General features: G+C 60.5%; 10 protein-coding genes. 5 read left to right on the top strand and 5 right to left on the bottom strand.

The window, feature by feature from the left end; translation table 11 throughout:
• Window positions 1-111: 111 nt before the first annotated feature.
• Window positions 112-2031 carry an ABC-F family ATP-binding cassette domain-containing protein gene (locus tag HHL22_RS09890; protein ID WP_169530811.1) on the bottom strand — a complete coding sequence of 640 codons (1920 nt, stop codon included), beginning with the start codon at window positions 2029-2031 and terminating at the stop codon, window positions 112-114.
• A 134-nt stretch (window positions 2032-2165) separates the two neighbouring features.
• Between HHL22_RS09890 and HHL22_RS09885 the strand changes: the two genes are divergently transcribed.
• Complete coding sequence (locus HHL22_RS09885) at window positions 2166-3656, top strand: 3' terminal RNA ribose 2'-O-methyltransferase Hen1 (RefSeq protein ID WP_169530810.1); 1491 nt, start codon at window positions 2166-2168, stop codon at window positions 3654-3656.
• On the opposite strand, the gene HHL22_RS09880 is transcribed toward HHL22_RS09885, so the two are convergent.
• Together HHL22_RS09880 and HHL22_RS09875 are read right to left on the bottom strand one after the other, a co-directional pair.
• The gene (locus HHL22_RS09880; RefSeq protein ID WP_169530809.1) at window positions 3649-4299 is read right to left on the bottom strand and encodes a hypothetical protein; all 651 of its coding nucleotides are present in this window, start codon (window positions 4297-4299) and stop codon (window positions 3649-3651) included. The two genes, HHL22_RS09885 and HHL22_RS09880, sit on opposite strands and share 8 nt — an antisense overlap.
• Window positions 4300-4809, bottom strand: coding sequence for a GGDEF domain-containing protein (locus HHL22_RS09875; protein ID WP_169530808.1), 510 nt, complete (start codon window positions 4807-4809; stop codon window positions 4300-4302). It lies immediately after the preceding gene.
• Window positions 4810-5122: 313 nt separating this feature from the next.
• Here HHL22_RS09875 and HHL22_RS09870 point away from each other — a divergent pair, with 313 nt between their 5' ends.
• Window positions 5123-7882 (top strand): polynucleotide kinase-phosphatase, encoded by a 2760-nt coding sequence (locus HHL22_RS09870; protein WP_169530807.1) that lies wholly within the window; start codon window positions 5123-5125, stop codon window positions 7880-7882.
• Window positions 7883-8030: 148 nt separating this feature from the next.
• Here HHL22_RS09870 and HHL22_RS09865 read toward each other — a convergent pair whose 3' ends face one another.
• Window positions 8031-9269: a pyridoxal phosphate-dependent aminotransferase gene (locus tag HHL22_RS09865; RefSeq protein WP_169530806.1), complete on the bottom strand. Its 1239-nt coding sequence runs from the start codon at window positions 9267-9269 to the stop codon at window positions 8031-8033.
• A 378-nt stretch (window positions 9270-9647) separates the two neighbouring features.
• On the opposite strand from HHL22_RS09865, the gene HHL22_RS09860 reads away from it, so the two are divergent.
• The 3 genes from HHL22_RS09860 (at window position 9648) to HHL22_RS09850 (ending at window position 15338) form a co-directional block, all read left to right on the top strand.
• Window positions 9648-12503, top strand: a complete 2856-nt coding sequence (locus HHL22_RS09860) for a hybrid sensor histidine kinase/response regulator (RefSeq protein WP_169530805.1) — start codon at window positions 9648-9650, stop codon at window positions 12501-12503.
• Window positions 12504-13087: 584 nt separating this feature from the next.
• Window positions 13088-14089 (top strand): SDR family oxidoreductase, encoded by a 1002-nt coding sequence (locus HHL22_RS09855; protein WP_169530804.1) that lies wholly within the window; start codon window positions 13088-13090, stop codon window positions 14087-14089.
• A gap of 190 nt (window positions 14090-14279) precedes the next feature.
• Window positions 14280-15338, top strand: coding sequence for a mechanosensitive ion channel family protein (locus tag HHL22_RS09850; protein WP_169530803.1), 1059 nt, complete (start codon window positions 14280-14282; stop codon window positions 15336-15338).
• Window positions 15339-15492: 154 nt separating this feature from the next.
• Here HHL22_RS09850 and HHL22_RS09845 read toward each other — a convergent pair whose 3' ends face one another.
• Window positions 15493-17487 (bottom strand): glycosyltransferase family 2 protein, encoded by a 1995-nt coding sequence (locus HHL22_RS09845; protein ID WP_206680702.1) that lies wholly within the window; start codon window positions 17485-17487, stop codon window positions 15493-15495.
• Window positions 17488-17496 lie beyond the last annotated feature (9 nt).

The raw sequence follows: 17496 nt of genomic DNA, 5'->3' as shown, positions 1-17496 counted from the left end.
AATAGGCCTACTAACCAAGCTAGCCCCCACCTGGTTTGAAAGCCAAGCCCTAGGGTAGGTTTTCAAAGCCAGGCGGGGGCTAAACGGGGCCGGGAACCTAAGCAGGGCAGCCTACACCAGTTCGGCTAGCTCGAGCCAGCGCAGGCCTTTTTCGTCCAGCTCAGCGCCTAGGGCCTGCAGGCGGGCCGCCCAGGCGCCTAGGTCCTGGTGGCTGCCCTGGCCGGCGTTCAGCTTGTCGGTTAGCTGCTGCTTCTCGGCTTCGAGGGCGGCCAGGTCTTTTTCCAATTGCTCATACTCGCGCTTCTCGGCGTAGCTGGCGCGCTTTTTGGCCGGGGCAGGGGCTAGGGGCGCGGCTACGACGGGCGCAGCGGCCGCTACCTTGGCGGCGGCGCGAGCGGCCTTGGCGGCTTTTTCCTCGGCCTCCAGGGCAGCTTCCACCTCGCGCTCGGCCAGGTAGTCACGGTAGTCGGTGTAGTTGCCGGGGAAGTTGAGCACCGCGCCGCCCGGCTCCAGCACGAACAGGTGCTCGGCCAGGTTATCGAGGAAGTAGCGGTCGTGGCTCACGATGAGCAGGCAGCCCGCGAAGTGCAGCAGGAAATCCTCCAGGATGTTGAGCGTGCTCAAATCCAGGTCGTTGGTGGGCTCGTCGAGAATCAAAAAGTTGGGGTTCTTCACCAGCACCCGCAGCAGCTGCAAGCGGCGCTTTTCGCCCCCGCTTAGCTTGCTCACCAGCGTGTACTGCTGGGCCGGAGGAAACAGAAATAGCGTCAGAAACTGGCTGGCCGTCAGCACGTCGCCGTTGGCCAGCTCCACCACTTCGGCCACCTCCTTCACGATGTCAATCACGCGCTGGCTGGGGTCAAACTCTAGCTCGGTCTGGGTGTAGTAGCCAAAGACGGTGGTCTGGCCCACATCAATCTGGCCGCTGTCAGGCTTCAGCTTGCCCGTCAGCATGTTGAGCAGCGTGCTCTTGCCCGCGCCATTGGGCCCTACCAGCCCGATGCGGTCCTTCTTCTTGAACACGTAGCTGAAGTCGTCGAGCACCACCTTGTCGCCGAAGCGCTTGCTGAGGTGGTCAGCCTCAATGATTTTGCCGCCCTGGCGGGTGGTTTTCACGCTCAGCTCCAGCTGCTGCTTGCTCAGGTTGGTGCTGGCCTTCTCCTTGGTCACGTAAAAGGCGTCGATGCGGGCCTTCTGCTTGGTGCCGCGGGCCTGAGGCATGCGGCGCATCCACTCCAGCTCCTTTTTGAAGAGCTGCCGGGCTTTCTCCACTTCGGTAGCTTCGCGCATCTCGCGGTCGGCCTTCTTTTCCACAAAGTAGGCGTAGTTGCCCTGGTAGCGGTACATGCTGCCCTTGTCCAGCTCCACAATCTCGTTGGCCACCTTGTCTAGGAAGTATCGGTCGTGGGTCACCATCAGCAGCGTGAGGCTGGGCGAGTTCAGCCGGTTTTCAAGCCACTCGATGGTAGCGAGGTCCAGGTGGTTGGTGGGCTCGTCGAGCAGCAGAACGTCGGGCTCCTCAATGAGCACCCGCGCCAGGGCCACGCGCTTGCGCTGCCCACCGCTCAGCTTGCTCACGTTGCGTTGTAGCAGTTCCCCTAGGATGCCCAGCTTGCCCAGTATCTGCTGCACCTGTGATTCGTAGTCCCAGGCGTTGAGGGCGTCCATGCGCTCCATCACCTTTTGCAGCTCGTCGGGGTCGGCGTGGGGGTCGTTCACCACGTGCTCGTAGGCCTTCACGGCGCGCAAGGTGTCGTTCTGGCTGGCGAATATAGTTTCCTCCACCGTCAGGCTTTCATCAAACACCGGCTGCTGGCCCAGGTACGTCACCCGGATGCCCTGGCGGCGGCTCACGCTGCCCGTATCGGGGTTTTCGAGGCCAGCCAGCACCCGCATCAGGGTGGTTTTGCCGGTGCCGTTGATGCCCACAAAGGCGATGCGCTGCCCTTGCTGCAAGCCAAAGTTGAGGTCCTTAAACAGCCAGCGGTCGGCGTAATTCTTCGAGATATTCTCGGCGGATAACAAGTTCATAAGTACCCGCAAAGGTACGGCCGTTCGGACCCGGCCCCGCTGCCCGGCTGGTCCCGCCGGCCGGGCAGGCGCAAAGGCGGCGCCAGGGCCCTAGGGGTAACTTGCCGCTGCAACCGCCGCCCGCGCCTTTCCCCATGCTGCTCACCATCACCACGACCTACCAGCCAGCTACCGACCTCGGCTACCTGCTGCACAAAAACCCCGCCCGCCTGCAAAGCCTGGAAATTACGGGCGGCCAGGCCCACGTTTTTTACCCCGAAGCCACCGCCGAGCGCTGCACGGCCGCCCTGCTGCTCGACCTCGACCCGGTGGGTTTGGTGCGCGGGCGCGGCCAGGGCGACGGCTTCGCCCTGGAGCAGTACGTGAACGACCGGCCCTACGTGGCGTCGTCGTTTCTGAGCGTGGCGCTGAGCAAAGCCTTCGGCACCGCCATGAATGGCACCTGCAAGGACCGCCCCGCCCTGCCCGCCCAGGCGCTGCCGCTGGCCATCACGGTGGCCGTGGTGTCGGCGCCCGGCCCCGACTGGCCGCGTCGCCTCTTCGAGCCCCTAGGCTACGCGGTTGAAACCGAGGCGTATCCGCTCGACCCCACCCAGCCCGCATGGGGCGCCAGCCCCTACTACACGCTGCGCCTGCGCCACGAGGGCCTGCGCCTGCAAGACGTGCTCACGCACCTCTACGTGCTGCTGCCGGTGCTCGACAACGACAAGCACTACTACGTAGACCAAACTGAAGCCGAAAAGCTGCTGCACCGCGGCGGCGACTGGCTGCCCCAGCACCCCGAGCGCGGCTTCATTACGCGGCGCTACCTGCGCTACCTGGCGGCGATGGTGAACCCCACGCTGGCCCGGCTGCTGGAAGGCACGGAGGAAGAATTGCCGGAGCCGGAAGTAAGTACCGTGGACTCTGCGAGTCCGCGCGAGCAGGGGCAAGCAAACAGTGCCGCAGAAACGGCGAGCCCACAAGCAGAAACAGACGAAACCACTCGCGGACTCGCGGAGTCCACGGTACAGCAGCCCAAGCTCAGCCTGCACGACCAGCGCCTCCAGCAGGTGGCCCACGAAATCTACCAGCTGGCCCCCAAGCGGGTGCTCGACCTAGGGTGCGGCGAGGGCAAGCTGCTGCGCCTGCTGCTGCGCCAGCCCAAAATCGAGTTTATCCGTGGCATGGATGTGTCGCACCAGGCGCTGAGCCGGGCCGCCCAGCGCCTGCACCTCGATGAGCTGTCGCCCCGCCAACGCGCCCGCATCGAGCTGATTCAGGGGTCGCTGCTGTACCGCGACGAGCGGCTGGCCGGCTTCGACGCGGCGGCGCTGGTGGAGGTAATCGAGCACCTCGACGAAAACCGCCTGGCCGCCCTCGAAGCCGTGGTATTTGCCCAGGCGCGCCCGGCGCACGTCTTCGTCACCACGCCCAATGCCGACTACAACCAGCTCTTCGAGAAGCTCAACGCCGGCGACTTCCGCCACGACGACCACCGCTTCGAGTGGACCCGCGCCGAGTTTGCCAGCTGGGCCACCGGCGTGGCCGAGCGCCATGGCTATCAGGTGCGCCTCGTGGCGATGGGTGACGAAGTGGAGGGGGTAGGCGCCCCGTCGCAGATGGCGGTGTTTGAATCTATTTAATAGAATCGGATAAGACAGGTTTCTTATTGGTTTTTAATTTCAGGTTGTCCTTGTAAATTTCTAAAGTGAGATTCCCTACATCATCAATAGTGTTTACACCCCATACTATGCTATCATTAGTCATAAAATAAAATCTTTTCCCCTTTGCTGTTTCAATATTGAGTGTATCGAAAGGTCCTTTTTGTAATGGACTGACACCTATAATACCTGTAAATTTTAGGCTAGGGTCGCCGGTAAAACCTCCTGATTCGGCTTGCACTAACACTTTTCCATTGAAAATCGATTGCGGATTAAAGAATGAGAAAGTCTCTTGTATCACACCTTGCGATACAGCAGAGTCGCTCGTCATCAAACGATGATTTTTAATAGCTAAATCAACATTCTTATTTTTTAATTTCTGCATCTCATCATCTTGGGCTTCCTGCTTATCCAATTTGACTATTCCTACCACTACTAATAAAGCAGCTATGCCATAAGTTATGCCAACAGGCGCATTAAATTTGAACAACTTTGTTTCAATAGTTGAATCAGACTTATGCTGACCTAGATTTATTAGTGAAATAACGATAGAGTATATACCACTAAAGAAGAAGAAAGCACCTATTATTACTACAAAAAACGAAGTATGATGATTGGTTTCCATCTAATAAAATAGTTTACTACAATTTTTAAATTGTTGACTTTTTGCTTCGACTAGTGCAGAATGAGCCCTGTTAGTAAAGCTAGTGTAGTCATCGCCAGCTTTAAACTCGGTTACTCCACATGATACTGTTAATTTATAACGCGCTTCATCTATCACAAAAGTTGCATTCTCAATAAGCTTCCTTTTCCTTTCTGCTGCTTTAAGAGCATCATCTGATGACGTTTCACTGGCAACCACCAAAAACTCGTCTCCTTTGAGGAATTGCCTAAAAACCTCATCCGTAGCCCTCTTATCCTTTCCTAGCAGTTCCCCAACTGCTTTTAAAACTCTATCTGCAGTATTATATCCGTACGTAGTATTAAAATTCTTAAAATTATCTACATCAATTAATATAATTGATAACACCTTTTTATCATGAATACTTTCCTTAATTTTATCTATCACATATTCCTTAAGAGCTTTATAATTTTTTAAGCCTGTCAACTCGTCTGTAAAATTATCTATTTCCAATATTTTGTATTTTTTATTAAATATTTATATTAATTATTATTGTAGTGATAATGACAATGAACGCACTAAGCAAAATAATCCAATATAAAGAAATACTTAATTTTTGAAAAATAATACTGAAAAATGTTGAGTTGCTAGGGATGAGTTTAGAAAAGAAAATAATATTATTGACGGGACAGCCCACTTCAAGATATCATAAACAAGCTTTGAAAGAGCATCTTTTCTAAATTTAGAAATCGAATCCTTTATGTAATCCATCATAAGTAATTTTTAGACTTAAAGATAAAGGTGCTAACTTCTTCTTCCGCTTCCAATGCCCCAAGATACCCTCAAGCTCCCCGAACTCTCCCTTATTGTCCTCATTGGTAGCTCGGGGGCGGGCAAGTCCACGTTTGCCCGGCGCTTGTTCAAGCCCACCGAGATAGTGTCGTCGGACGTGTGCCGGGGGCTGGTGGCCGACGATGAGAACGACCAATCGGCGAGCGGCGACGCCTTTGAGCTGCTGCACTACCTGGTGGCCAAGCGCCTGAAGCGCGGGCTGCTCACCGTGGTCGATGCCACCAACGTGCAGGCCGAGAGCCGCAAACCGCTGGTGGCCCTGGCCCGGCAGTACCACGTGCTGCCGGTGGCCATCGTGCTCGACGTGCCCGATGCCGTGGCCCACGCCCGCAACGCCCACCGACCCGACCGCCGCCACCTAGGGCCCCACGTGATAGCCCGCCACCGCCAAGACCTGCGCCGCAGCCTGCGCAACCTGCGCGAGGAGGGCTTCCGGCACATCTTCCACCTGCGCGGGGTAGAGGAAGTAGATGCCGTGCAAGGTATCGTGCGCGACCGCCTCTACAACAACCGCCAGGAGGAAACGGGGCCGTTCGACATCATCGGCGATGTGCACGGCTGCTACGACGAGCTGCTGGCGCTGCTGGGCACCCTAGGGTATGTAGTAGAGGATGAGCCAGTGGTGGACGCGCGGGATTTGGGCATCCGGGTGACCCCACCCCCCGGCCCCCTCCCCTCCGGGAGAGGGGGAGCCGGCCGTAAGCAAATAGGCGACTCTATTAAAGGAGGAGTTAGTGGCAATGAAGCAAGTCACTTGACGTCAGGCTCCCCCTCTCCCGGAGGGGAGGGGGCCGGGGGGTGGGGTACCCGCAAGGTCATTTTCCTAGGTGACCTCGTGGACCGCGGCCCCGCCTCCCCCCAAGTATTACGCTTGGTAATGAGCATGGTGCGCAGCGGCGCTGCGCTGTGCGTGCCCGGCAACCACGATAGTAAACTATTGCGCCACCTCAACGGCAAGAAGGTGACCGCCAACCACGGTCTGGCCGAAACCCTGGCCCAGCTCGAAAGCGAGTCGGACAGCTTCAAGGGGCAGGTGCGGCAGTTTCTGGATGGGCTGGTGAGCCACTACGTGCTCGACGGTGGCAAGCTGGTGGTGGCCCACGCCGGCCTGCCCGCGGAGATGCAGGGCCGGGGCTCGGGCGCCGTGCGGGCTTTCGCGATGTACGGCGAAACCACCGGCGAAATCGACGAGTTTGGCCTGCCCATCCGCTACGAGTGGGCCCGCGAGTACCGCGGCCGGGCGATGGTGGTGTTTGGCCACACGCCCGTGCCCGATGCCGAGTGGCTCAACAACACCATTGATATTGACACGGGCTGCGTGTTTGGCGGCCGCCTCACGGCCCTGCGCTACCCCGAGCGCGAGCTGGTAAGCGTGCCCGCCGCCCGCGTCTACTGCGAGCCGGCGCGCCCGCTCAACTACCGAGCCGCCCAGCTCGCAGCGGCCGGCACCGCCCCTGGGGGCGACCTCAGCGCCCAGCACCAGCAAGACGATGTGCTCGACATTCGGGACGTCACGGGCAAGCAGTTTATCGAAACCCGGCTGTTGCGCGGCGTGACCGTGCGCGAGGAAAACGCGGTGGCCGCCCTAGAAGTCATGTCGCGCTTTGCGCTGCACCCCAAGTGGCTGCTGTATTTGCCGCCCACCATGTCGCCCACCGAAACCTCGGAGCTGCCCGACCTGCTCGAACACCCCGCCGAAGCCTTCGCCTACTACCACAAGCTAGGCGTGGAGCGCGTGGTGTGCGAGGAAAAGCACATGGGCAGCCGCGTGGTCGTGGTGCTGGGCCAGGACGAGGCCGCCATCCAGCGCCACCTAGGGCTGACGGGCGAGGGCATCGGCAAGTGCTATACCCGCACCGGCCGCAATTTCTTCACCGACAAGGACCTGGAAACGGCCTTTTTGGCCCGCCTGCGCGACGCGCTGACCACGGCCGGCTTCTGGGAGAAATTCAGCACCGACTGGGTGTGCCTCGATGCTGAGTTGCTGCCGTGGTCGGCCAAAGCGCAGGAACTGGTGAAAAACCAGTACGCCGCCGTGGCCGCCGCGGCCACCGCCGCCCTGCCTCAGGTCGAAGCCGTGCTGGCCGAAGCCGCCGCCCGCGACCTCGACGGGGCCGACGCATTGCTGGCCCGCACCACCGCCCGCCGCCAGGCCGCCGCCGACTACGCCGACACTTACCGCCGCTACTGCTGGCCCGTGCACGCGCTCGACGACCTCAAGCTGGCGCCCTTCCACCTGCTCGCCACCGAGGGCAAAACGTACTTCGACCGCGACCACGCCTGGCACATGGAAACCCTGCGCAGCCTCGCCCTCGCCGACCCCGGCCTGCTGCGCGCCACGCCCTACCGCGTGGTGCCCCTAGGTGACCCCGCCGAGGTAGAGAGCGCCACGCAGTGGTGGACCGACCTCACCGCGGCCGGCGGCGAAGGCATGGTGGTGAAGCCCTACGACTTCATCCCACAGGGCCAAAAGACCCTCGTGCAGCCCGCCCTTAAGTGCCGGGGCCGCGAGTACCTGCGCATCATTTACGGCCCCGATTACCTGCTGCCCGGCAACCTGGAGCGCCTACGCCAGCGCAACGTGAAAGCCAAGCGCAACCTGGCCCTGCGCGAGTTTGCCCTAGGGGTGGAAGGGCTCGAAAGGTTCGTGGCCGGGCAGCCGCTGCGGCGTGTGCACCAGTGCGTGTTCGGCGTGTTGGCGCTGGAAAGCGAGGCGGTAGACCCTAGGCTGTAAGCAAAAGATTGTCAAAAAAGCCGTCATGCTCATCTGGCGTCCACTTATCGAAACATCTCTACCGCTTCGTCTGGGTGACGTTCGGTAGAGATGCTTCGACAAGCGGACGCCAGATGAGCATGACGGCTTTTTTTAATAAGTGTTATTTCTATTGCAGCTGCCCCAGGCTGTTTTTGATGCGCTCAAACGCAGTGCGCAGCTTGTCGTCGGCTGCGGCGGTGCTAAAGCGGATGCAGTCGGGCGCGCCAAACGAGTCGCCGGCCACCGAGGCCACGTGCGCGTCGTTGAGCAGGTACAGGGCCAGGTCGCCCGAGTCGTGGAGAACAGAGCCATCGGGCGCGGTGCGGCCGAAGAAGGCAGTCACGTCGGGGAACACGTAGAAGGCGCCCTCGGGCACGGGCATTTTCAAGCCGGGAATGTCCTGGGCCATTGCCACTACCAGGTCGCGGCGGCGGTGGTAGGCTTGCACCATCTCATCGGCCGAGGCGCGGCCGCCTTGCAACGCAGCCAGGCCGGCGCGTTGCGCGATAGAGCAGGTGCCGGACGTCATCTGGCCCTGTAGCTTGTCGCAGGCGGCGGCAATGTCTTGGCGGGCCGCCAGGTACCCTAGGCGCCAGCCCGTCATGGCGTAGCCTTTCGAGAAGCCGTTGATGGTAATCACCTGGTTTTTCACCTCCGGGAACGAGGCCAGGCTCACGTGCTCGCCGGCGAAGTTGATGTACTCGTAAATCTCGTCGGCGATGGCGAAGATGCCGGGGTGGCGGGCCAGCACCTCGGCCACGGCGCCCAGCTCGGCGCGGCTAAATACGGCGCCGGTGGGGTTGCAGGGCGAGGAGTACATAACGGCCTTGGTGCGGGGCGTGATGGCGGCCTCAAACTCGGCGGCCGTCACCTTGTAGTCGTTTTCCAGGCTGCCTACGATGGGCACGGCCACGCCCTCAGCCAGCTCCACGATGGCGGCGTAGCTCACCCAATAGGGCGAGAAGATAATCACCTCGTCGCCGGGGTTCACCAGCGCCAGCACGGCGTTGGTGAGCGACTGCTTGGCGCCGGTGCTCACCACAATCTCGGTGGGTTTGTAGCTTAAGTTATTGTCGCGCTGAAACTTATCACAGATGGCCTGGCGCAGGTCGAGGTAGCCCGGCACCGGCGTGTAGAAGGTGTAACCCTCGTCGAGCGCCTGCTTGGCGGCATCCTTGATGTACTGCGGCGTCTGAAAATCGGGCTCCCCGAAGCTCAGGTTGATGACGTCGATGCCCTGGGCAGCCAGCTCGCGGCTTTTCTTGGCCATGGCAATGGTAGCCGACTCCTGCATGTGAAGCACGCGGTCGGAGAGGATGGTAGTAGGCTCGGCCGCCAGGGCCGGCGCAGCAGCGCTCGATGACATAAGCTAGTCTAGACTAATTGGGAAATAGGCTAATCACAAATGTATCGGCATTGCTGGCTAAAAGCGACGGAAGTGCAAGTAATTTGCTGATTTAGTCTTATTAACAAGGAAATCCGGTAGATGCATGCTGTACTACTAATGGCCTGTTATCGCTGGTGCGAACTTCCCCGCGCCCTGCTCGGAAGTGGCTCCGCGTGAGTAGGTGCCAGCTCCCCGGCACAAGGAGGTTCTTGCATATTTATAGTTCTGCTTAGAATAATAATCTGCCTTGTTGGTTAAATACCATATTTGAAGTATAAAACTAAGTAAATAAGTGTATTAGCTTATTATTTTGGGATAACTTTGTTGCCTTTCTACTTGTGCTTAGTTACGTCTATTATGCTATCCGTTGGTGCTACTATTACTTCTTCACCCTGCCCTGAAACCGGAGATGTTTGGCGAACTCAACTTGATGCGCAACTGCTGGAACTGCGCCAGGCGCTAGCCACTACCCAGGCCCTCGTCGCCCGCCAGACTGATTACATCCTAGAGCTACTGGGCCGGCCAGCTGCTACATGCAATGAGGAGCCGCGCGAGGCAGTAGCTACCAGCTTGCCGGCCCAGCTAATTGCCGCGCACCCCGGTCCAGTCCTGCACGTAGCAGCGAGCGGAGCGGTCGTGTACGCTAACGCCGCCGCGCAGGCCCTGGGGCCCGCTGCCCTCCTGCCCACTGGGCCGCTGCTGGCTTTGCCCTGCGTAACCCAGCGCCAGCGGGCCACCCAACTGGTGCAAGTGGCCGGCCACTCCTACACGCTGGATGCTGTTCCCGATACGGCCGGCCTTGGCCTTACCCTGTACTTGACCAGCCGCCAAGCCCACTGCCACGCCGAGCAGCAGCTGACGAAGCAGCGCGACCACTACGAAACTATCCTGAACGCCTTGGCCGTAGAGGTAGCCGTATTCGACGACCAGTACCGGTTCTGCTTCACCAACTCCGCTGCCATTAAGAACCCAGCCGTGCGCGCGTGGGTAGTCGGCAAAACGAATGCCGAATACAGCGCCGAGCGCCAGCAATCCGCCCTGGTGGCGGCTGAGCGCCAGCGCCGGTTCGAGGAAGCTGCCCAGGCCAGAACCATCATCCAGTGGGAAGAGACGCTGCCGTCGGGAAACGGCCCCCAGCAGTGGTTGCGAGTTATTCAACCGCTCTTTCACCCCGATGGCACGCTGCGTTTGCTAGTGGCCACGGGCACGAACATCACGGCTCGCCACCAAGCCGAGCAGCAGATGGTAGAGCAGCGCGCGTTCTACGAATTCGTGCTAAACCAATTGCCTTGCGACATAGGAGTATTTGACGCGCAGTATCGCTATTTATTTGTAAACGAACGGGGTATTAAAGACCCAGGCGTGCGCGATTGGGTCATTGGCAAAGACAACTTTGAGTACTTCTCCCGTACGGGGCGCCCCTACAGTATGGGGGAAGAGCGCCAGGCCCGGCTAACGCAGGCTGCCCGCGAGCGGCAGCTCGTAATGTTTGAAGAGAGCTTCGCGAACCCTGATGGAACGCGCCACTTGCTACGCTGCCTGCAGCCCGCCTTTCATGCCGACGGCTCGCTCCATATGATTGTGGGGTACGGGCTGGATATCACCGAACGAGTTCGGGCCGAGCAGAGCCTGACGCAGGCCAAGCTAGCCGCCGAAGAATCGGCCCGGGTGAAGGAAGCTTTCTTGGCTAATATGAGCCACGAAATTCGCACTCCCATGAATGCCATTCTAGGCATGAGCCAGCTGCTAGCCAAGACTCCCTTGGCGGCTGAGCAGCTCGGCTACCAGCAAGCCATTGCCACTTCGGCCGAAAATCTGCTGGTTATCATCAACGATATACTAGACTTATCAAAACTGGAAGCCGGTAAGCTAGCATTGGAGCTGATTGGGTTCACGCCGGCCCACTTGCTAGCACAAGTCGAGCAGACGCTTACGTTTAAAGCGGCTGAAAAAGGCTTAAGTCTAGTAACCGTACTAGACCCGCAAGTGCCTTCCGTGTTGCTAGGCGACCCTCACCGCATCCGGCAGGTCCTGCTGAATTTGGCCGATAATGCTATAAAGTTTACGGCTAAGGGGGCCGTTACGGTGCAATGCACCCTGCGCCCAGCGGCGGCTGACGCGCCAGCCGATACTGCAGCCGTCGAGTTTTGGGTAAGCGACACGGGCATCGGCATTGAGCCAGAGTACTTGGCTACCATGTTCACGAAATTTAGCCAGGCCGATTTATCCGTGACGCGGCGCTTTGGGGGAACGGGCCTAGGGCTGAGCATCTGCCGCGACCTAGTGCGCCTGATGGGCAGCGACATTGAGGTGAACAGCCGTAAGGATAAGGGCACGACCATGCGCTTCACCCTGCGCTTGCCCACCGGGTCGCTCCAATCCGTTACGCGCCGCAAACGACCCGTCGATGCTGCTGTGTGGCAGCAGCAACTGACTGGCAAACGAATATTGCTCGTGGAGGATAATTTATTTAATCGCCAGATTGCTAAATCCTTTATGACGCAGCGGGGTGTACTGGTTATGGAAGCCGAGCACGGCGCCCAAGCCGTAGAGCTGGCCCGGCATCAGCCCTTCGACCTAATTTTAATGGACGTGCAAATGCCGGTCATGGATGGGTACGTGGCGACGGCGGTGCTGCGCCAGCAGCTAGGCCTCACCATCCCCATCGTGGCTTTGACGGCAAATGCCATTGCTGGGGAGCGGGAAAAGTGCTTGGCCGCGGGCATGAATGGCTACTTAACCAAGCCTTTCCAAGAAGAGCAGCTGCTACAGCAACTAGTTGATTCGCTGACGATGGTGCCTGCTACCACGCTAGTGGCCGCCCCCTTATCCGTGCAGATTAGTCCGACCTTATACAGCATCGATGACCTGCTCAAAGCTGGTCAGGGCGACGCGGATTTTGTCGTTTTCATGCTGCACACCTTCTTGGAAAGTTGTGAGGAAGCAGTACGCGACCTGCATACCGGGCTTGATACGGCCGATTTGCCCTTGCTAAAAACTACGGCGCACACGCTCAAGCCTAGCCTGCAGCACCTCAACGCGTGGCAGGCGCTGCCTCCCGTGGAAAAACTAAACAAGTGGGCGGGTGATTTTGAATTAGCCCCGCTGCAAGCGTTAGTTGACTTGGTTAAGCAGTTGCTACTGGAAGTGAAGAACCAGATGCTGCTTGATTTGGAGCAGAACTTGGTGATGACGCGCGTGCTGGCCGCGTAGCTACGCAGTGCCCGTTTACTTAACAGACTTGTTCCCAAACAAAACTTCCCGAAAAGAACGTCCTGCTGAGCTTGCCGAAGCATCTCTCCCGCGTAAGTAATCCTAACGTCAAAAGTTAGTTACGTGGGAGAGATGCTTCGGCAAGCTCAGCAGGACGTTCTTTTCGGGAAGTTTTGTTTGGGAACAAGTCTAATGCTTACCACCTAGCACTCCAGCAACCGCTTAAGGGTTAACTAAACAGACAACTTTCATTTCGCAGGGGAAACCGCCTCGCAAACGTCTCCTGCCTTATAGAAGCCTTCAAATAGGCTACTTCAAGGCTGAGCCGGGGTTATAGAAGTTGGCTATAAATGGGGTGGCATTGCCAGCTGAATGCGGCGTAAGTACAAATAATCTGCTGATTCAGTCTTATGACTCGGAAGTGCGGCAGGTAAGCGCCGCACTAGCAACAGTGCGTGTAGTACCGGCGTAAGCTTCGGTAATCAACTCCATCGGCTGCGCCAGCGTTGTTGCCCGCCAACTGCCCCTAGGCCCTGCTGGCGTACCAGCTTACGCGCTTAGACGCACGCAACCAACTACCAACCATGCAAGAAGAACAAAATTTCAGCCGCCGCCAAGTGCTCAGTGGCCTGGGTGCCGGCTTGGCTGCCGCTGCCGTAGCGCCCGTGCTGTCGGCCGAAGCCGCCCCTGCGCCGCCCGCCGCCGTGTCCCTCACCAACCCCACCACTAAATATCCGCGGCCGCCCTTCAAGGGGCAGTCGCAGCCTTTTCCGGGCTTGGCCAGCCAGATGGACCCTAGGCCCGACCACGGCGAAACCAGCTACAAGGGCTCGGGCCGCCTGCAGGGGCGCAAGGCCCTGATTACGGGCGGCGACTCGGGCATGGGCCGCGCCGCCGCCATCGCCTACGCCCGCGAGGGCGCCGACGTGGCCATCAACTACCTGCCCGCCGAGGAGCCCGACGCCAAGGAAGTAGTGGCCCTCATCAAGGCGGCTGGGCGCAAGGCGGTGGCCATTCCGGGCGACTTGCGCGACGAAGCCTTCTGCAAGCGCTTGGTTGACGAGGCCGTGCGCGGCCTGGGCGGCCTCGACATTGTGGTGAGCAACGCCGGGCGCCAGCAGCAGCGCGAGTCGATTCTGGACCTGACGACCGAGGACTTCGACGCGACGATGAAAACCAATATCTACGCGCCGTTCTGGATTATTAAAGCCGCGCTGCCCCACATGCCGCCCGGCTCGGCCATCATCGCCACCACCTCCGAGCAGGCCTACGACCCCTCGCCCAACCTCTACGACTACGCCCAAACCAAGGCGGCCACGATGAACTTCGTGAAGTCGCTGGCCAAGCAGCTGGGCCCCAAGGGTATTCGGGTGAACGGCGTGGCGCCCGGCCCCATCTGGACGCCCCTGCAAGTGGCCGGCGGCGCCACCCAAGACAAGCTCAAGGAGTTTGGTGGCAGCACGCCCCTAGGGCGCCCCGGCCAGCCCGCCGAGCTAGGCAGCATCTACGTGCAGCTGGCCGACCCCGGCGCCAGCTACGCCACCGGCCAGGTGTATGGTGCCGCTGGCGGTGGCGGGCAGCCGTAGGGCTTTATAATGAAGGATTAGCAGTTAAAAAGACGGTCATGCTGAGCTCCGCGAAGCATCTCTACCGCGTCGTTCGGGTGACGTTTGGTAGAGATGCTTCGCGGAGCTCAGCATGACCGTCTTTTTGTTTTGCATAGCCAACCCTACCCTGCTAATCAGGGTACACCCGCGCTACTAAAGCGAGCTGACTATGGAAGAACGGATAATACGGTTTCTGGACCTGTTCCCGGATGAGATAACGACGCTGGTAGTCATCGGGGCGGCGCTGCTGGGCGGGTGGCTGATTAAGGTGGGGCTATTAGCGGCCCTGCGGGTGTACGAGCGGCGCACTGGCTCGCTGGCGGCGCGCTCGGTGCGGCGGCACCTGGGGCGGGCGCTCACGTTTTTTGTGCCGCTGCTACTGCTGTCGGTGGTGCTGCCGCTGGCCCCGCTGTCACCCAAGCCCTTCGAGGTCGTGCGCCGCGCGGTCGAGATTTCACTTATCATCAGCTTTGCCTGGGTGCTGGTACGCACCGTATCGGTGCTCGAAGACCTGGTGCTGGACCACTACCACCTCGACCAGGACAACAACTTGGCAGTGCGTAAGCTGCTGACGCAGTTGCAGTTCGTAAAAAAGATAGCCGTGTCGCTCATCTTCTTCGTGGCGGCGGCCCTGGTGCTGATGAGCTTCGCCACGGTGCGCCGCATTGGCACGGGGCTGCTCACCTCGGCGGGCATTGCCAGCGTTATTGTAGGCTTTGCGGCGCAGCGCTCCCTAGGCAATTTGCTGGCGGGCTTCCAGATTGCCTTCACCCAGCCCCTGCGCATCGACGACGTGCTGGTGGTGGAGGGCGAGTACGGCCGGGTGGAGGAAATCACCTTCACCAACGTGGTTATGCGCCTCTGGGACGAGCGCCGGCTGGTGTTGCCGCTCACCTACTTCATCGAAAAGCCGTTTCAGAACTGGACGCGCACCTCGTCGCAGCTCACGGGCACGGTGTTTCTGTACCTCGACTACTCGGTGCCAGTAGAGGCGCTGCGCACTGAGCTGCAGCGCCTGCTGGCCGCCAGCCCGCACTGGGACCAGCGCACCGGCGTGCTGCAAGTAACCGACGTGAAGGAGCACACCCTGGAGCTGCGCGTGCTGGTGAGCGCCGCCGACGCGCCCACCACCTTCGACCTGCGCTGCGAGATGCGCGAGAAGCTAGTTGCCTTCGTGCAGCAGAACTACCCCGAATGCCTGCCCAAGACGCGGGCGGTTTTGGGGTGAGTTAAGAGTTAAAAGTTAAAAGGGAAGAGTTAAAAAGGCGGTCATGCTGAGCTTGTCGAAGCATCTCTACCAAACGATACCCTAGGGACGCGGTAGAGATGCTTCGACAAGCTCAGCATGACCGCCTGTTTTAGCTTTTAATTCCTAACTCACCCTAGCCCCCTAGTTGCCGCCAGCCCCTCAGCAAGATACCCACGTCGCGGCCCGGCTCATAGCTCTGGGCGTAGAGTCGCTCCAATCGGAAGCGTGTCGGAAACTCAAGCTGCTTGGTGTGCGAAGTCACGTCGGCGGGCGAAAGCACGGCGGGGTGGGCGCCAGCTTCGGGCAGGTAGCGCAGGCCCACCCAGTTGCGGCGGCCTAGTAGCACCTGCCAAACGCTGGGCAGCAGCCCGGCCGGGCGATGCTGAAAAAGTAGCAGCACGGGGCTGCTGACCAAGATGCCCAGGCAGGCTACCACATCCAGCACGCGCTTGCTGCGCCGGTTGGCGGGCCGAAACAGGGGCCAGGCCTGGTCGAGGACGTAGTAGTCGCCGTTGGCATCCTTGCGGCTGCTGCCGATGATGTAGTCGCTGCCCGCCGGCAGAATGCGGTACGACACCGGGGGCCGGGCCGGCAGGCGCTGCATTAGCTCAATGATGGTGGCGGCGGGCAAGTCCTGGCCACAAAAAATCAGCTCCGTGAGGCTATAGAGGCGCAGCAGCTGGGGCAACTCGGGCAGGGTGCCCAGGCAGTCAGGGTCGGCCGGCTCGGCTAGTTCGGTAGGCGCAGGGGCTTCGGCAGGGGAGGGGGGGCTAGGGGCCACGCGGCCCACCACGGTGGCCGGCACGCGGGCGGCGGCCAGCAGCTGCCGGGCCCGGCGCGCCTCGGCGGCGCTGCCCACGATGGCCAGCGTCTTAGGCTGGGTTTCGCTCAGGCGCCAGTGGCCGTGGCGCAGCCAGTGCGAAAGCAGGCGCCGGCCCACCAGCGCCGCCACTGCCCAGGCCCCGCCCAGTACGATGAGCGCCTTCGAGAAGCGCCAGTTATCCAAGAAGTTAGAGACGGCCGAGATGAGCACCGTGCCCACGGCCACGCCGCGCACCACCCGGCCCGTGCGGGTGGGCAGGTCGTAGCCGCCGCTCAGCCACACGGCCGCCAGCCAGGCCGCAATGTAGGCCGGCACCGCCACCAGCATGTACTGCGGCGGGTAGGGCATACGCACGTATTTCTGGTTGACTTCCCAGTACGTTTTGAGAGCGTACATACCCGCGTAGAGCAGGCCCGCATCGAGCAGCACCGGGGCGGCGGCGGTAGCCAGGCGCTGCCCTAGGGCGGCCCCCGCCCGCAGCCAGATGGCCGTGTTCAGCAGGGCTGAGAAGGTGCCCGCCCGGCCCGGCGCGAAGTGCTTGCGGGCAAAAATGACCATGGCCCGGTAAAACACCAGCACGTAGTTGACGCTGGTGCGCCGGGTGCTTTCGCCCTTGTAGTGCAGCACGCGCACCGTGGGCAGGTAGTAGTTGCGCCAGCCGCCCCGCGTCAGGCGGTACGAGAGGTCAATGTCCTCGCCGTACATAAAATAGTCCTCGTCCAGCAGCCCCACCTCATCCAGCGCCGCCTTGCGCAGCCACATGTAGGCGCCGCTCAGCACGTCAATCGGGTGGGTGTCGTCTTTCGACAAAAACCCCAGGTGGTAGCGCCCAAAGCGGCGCGAGCGCGGCAGCAGCGCCGCCAGGCCCGTCACCTTGTAAAACGCCACGGCCGGGGTGGGCAGCCCGCGCTTGCTTTCGGGCAGGAAGCGGCCCTGCCCATCGAGCATTTGCACCCCTAGGCCCCCGGCGTCGGGGTGGGCATCCATGAAGTCGCAGCAGCGCCGAAAGGCGGCTTCCTCCACCAGCGTGTCGGGGTTGAGCAGCAGCTGGTACTGGCCGGTAGCCAGGCGCAGGGCCTGGTTGTTGGCCCTGGAGAAGCCGGGGTTATCTTGGTTTTCAATAAGATGCACTTCCGGGAAGCGCGCCCGCACCATGGCCACCGAGCTGTCGGCCGAGTGGTTGTCAACTACGAACACCTCGACTGGCTCGCCCAGCACTTGCGCCGCCCGGCGCACCGACAGCAGCGCCTGCTCCAGGAAGTAGGCGACGTTGTAGCTGACGATAACGACGGAGAGCTTCACCACGGGAAAGCG

The sequence above is a fragment of the Hymenobacter polaris genome (assembly GCF_012927305.1).
GTDB lineage: Bacteria > Bacteroidota > Bacteroidia > Cytophagales > Hymenobacteraceae > Hymenobacter > Hymenobacter polaris.
The sequence above is the reverse complement of the archived record's forward strand: the minus strand, read 5'-3'. Positions and strand labels throughout refer to the sequence as shown.

What these genes read in the sequence shown, in the direction of transcription:
- HHL22_RS09885 (WP_169530810.1), top strand. Translation starts at nt 2,166, where the DNA reads ATGCTGCTCACCATCACCACGACCTACCAGCCAGCTACCGACCTCGGC.
- HHL22_RS09850 (WP_169530803.1), top strand. Translation starts at nt 14,280, where the DNA reads ATGGAAGAACGGATAATACGGTTTCTGGACCTGTTCCCGGATGAGATA.
- HHL22_RS09865 (WP_169530806.1), bottom strand. Translation starts at nt 9,269, where the DNA reads ATGTCATCGAGCGCTGCTGCGCCGGCCCTGGCGGCCGAGCCTACTACC.
- HHL22_RS09855 (WP_169530804.1), top strand. Translation starts at nt 13,088, where the DNA reads ATGCAAGAAGAACAAAATTTCAGCCGCCGCCAAGTGCTCAGTGGCCTG.
- HHL22_RS09890 (WP_169530811.1), bottom strand. Translation starts at nt 2,031, where the DNA reads ATGAACTTGTTATCCGCCGAGAATATCTCGAAGAATTACGCCGACCGC.
- HHL22_RS09880 (WP_169530809.1), bottom strand. Translation starts at nt 4,299, where the DNA reads ATGGAAACCAATCATCATACTTCGTTTTTTGTAGTAATAATAGGTGCT.
- HHL22_RS09860 (WP_169530805.1), top strand. Translation starts at nt 9,648, where the DNA reads ATGCTATCCGTTGGTGCTACTATTACTTCTTCACCCTGCCCTGAAACC.
- HHL22_RS09870 (WP_169530807.1), top strand. Translation starts at nt 5,123, where the DNA reads ATGCCCCAAGATACCCTCAAGCTCCCCGAACTCTCCCTTATTGTCCTC.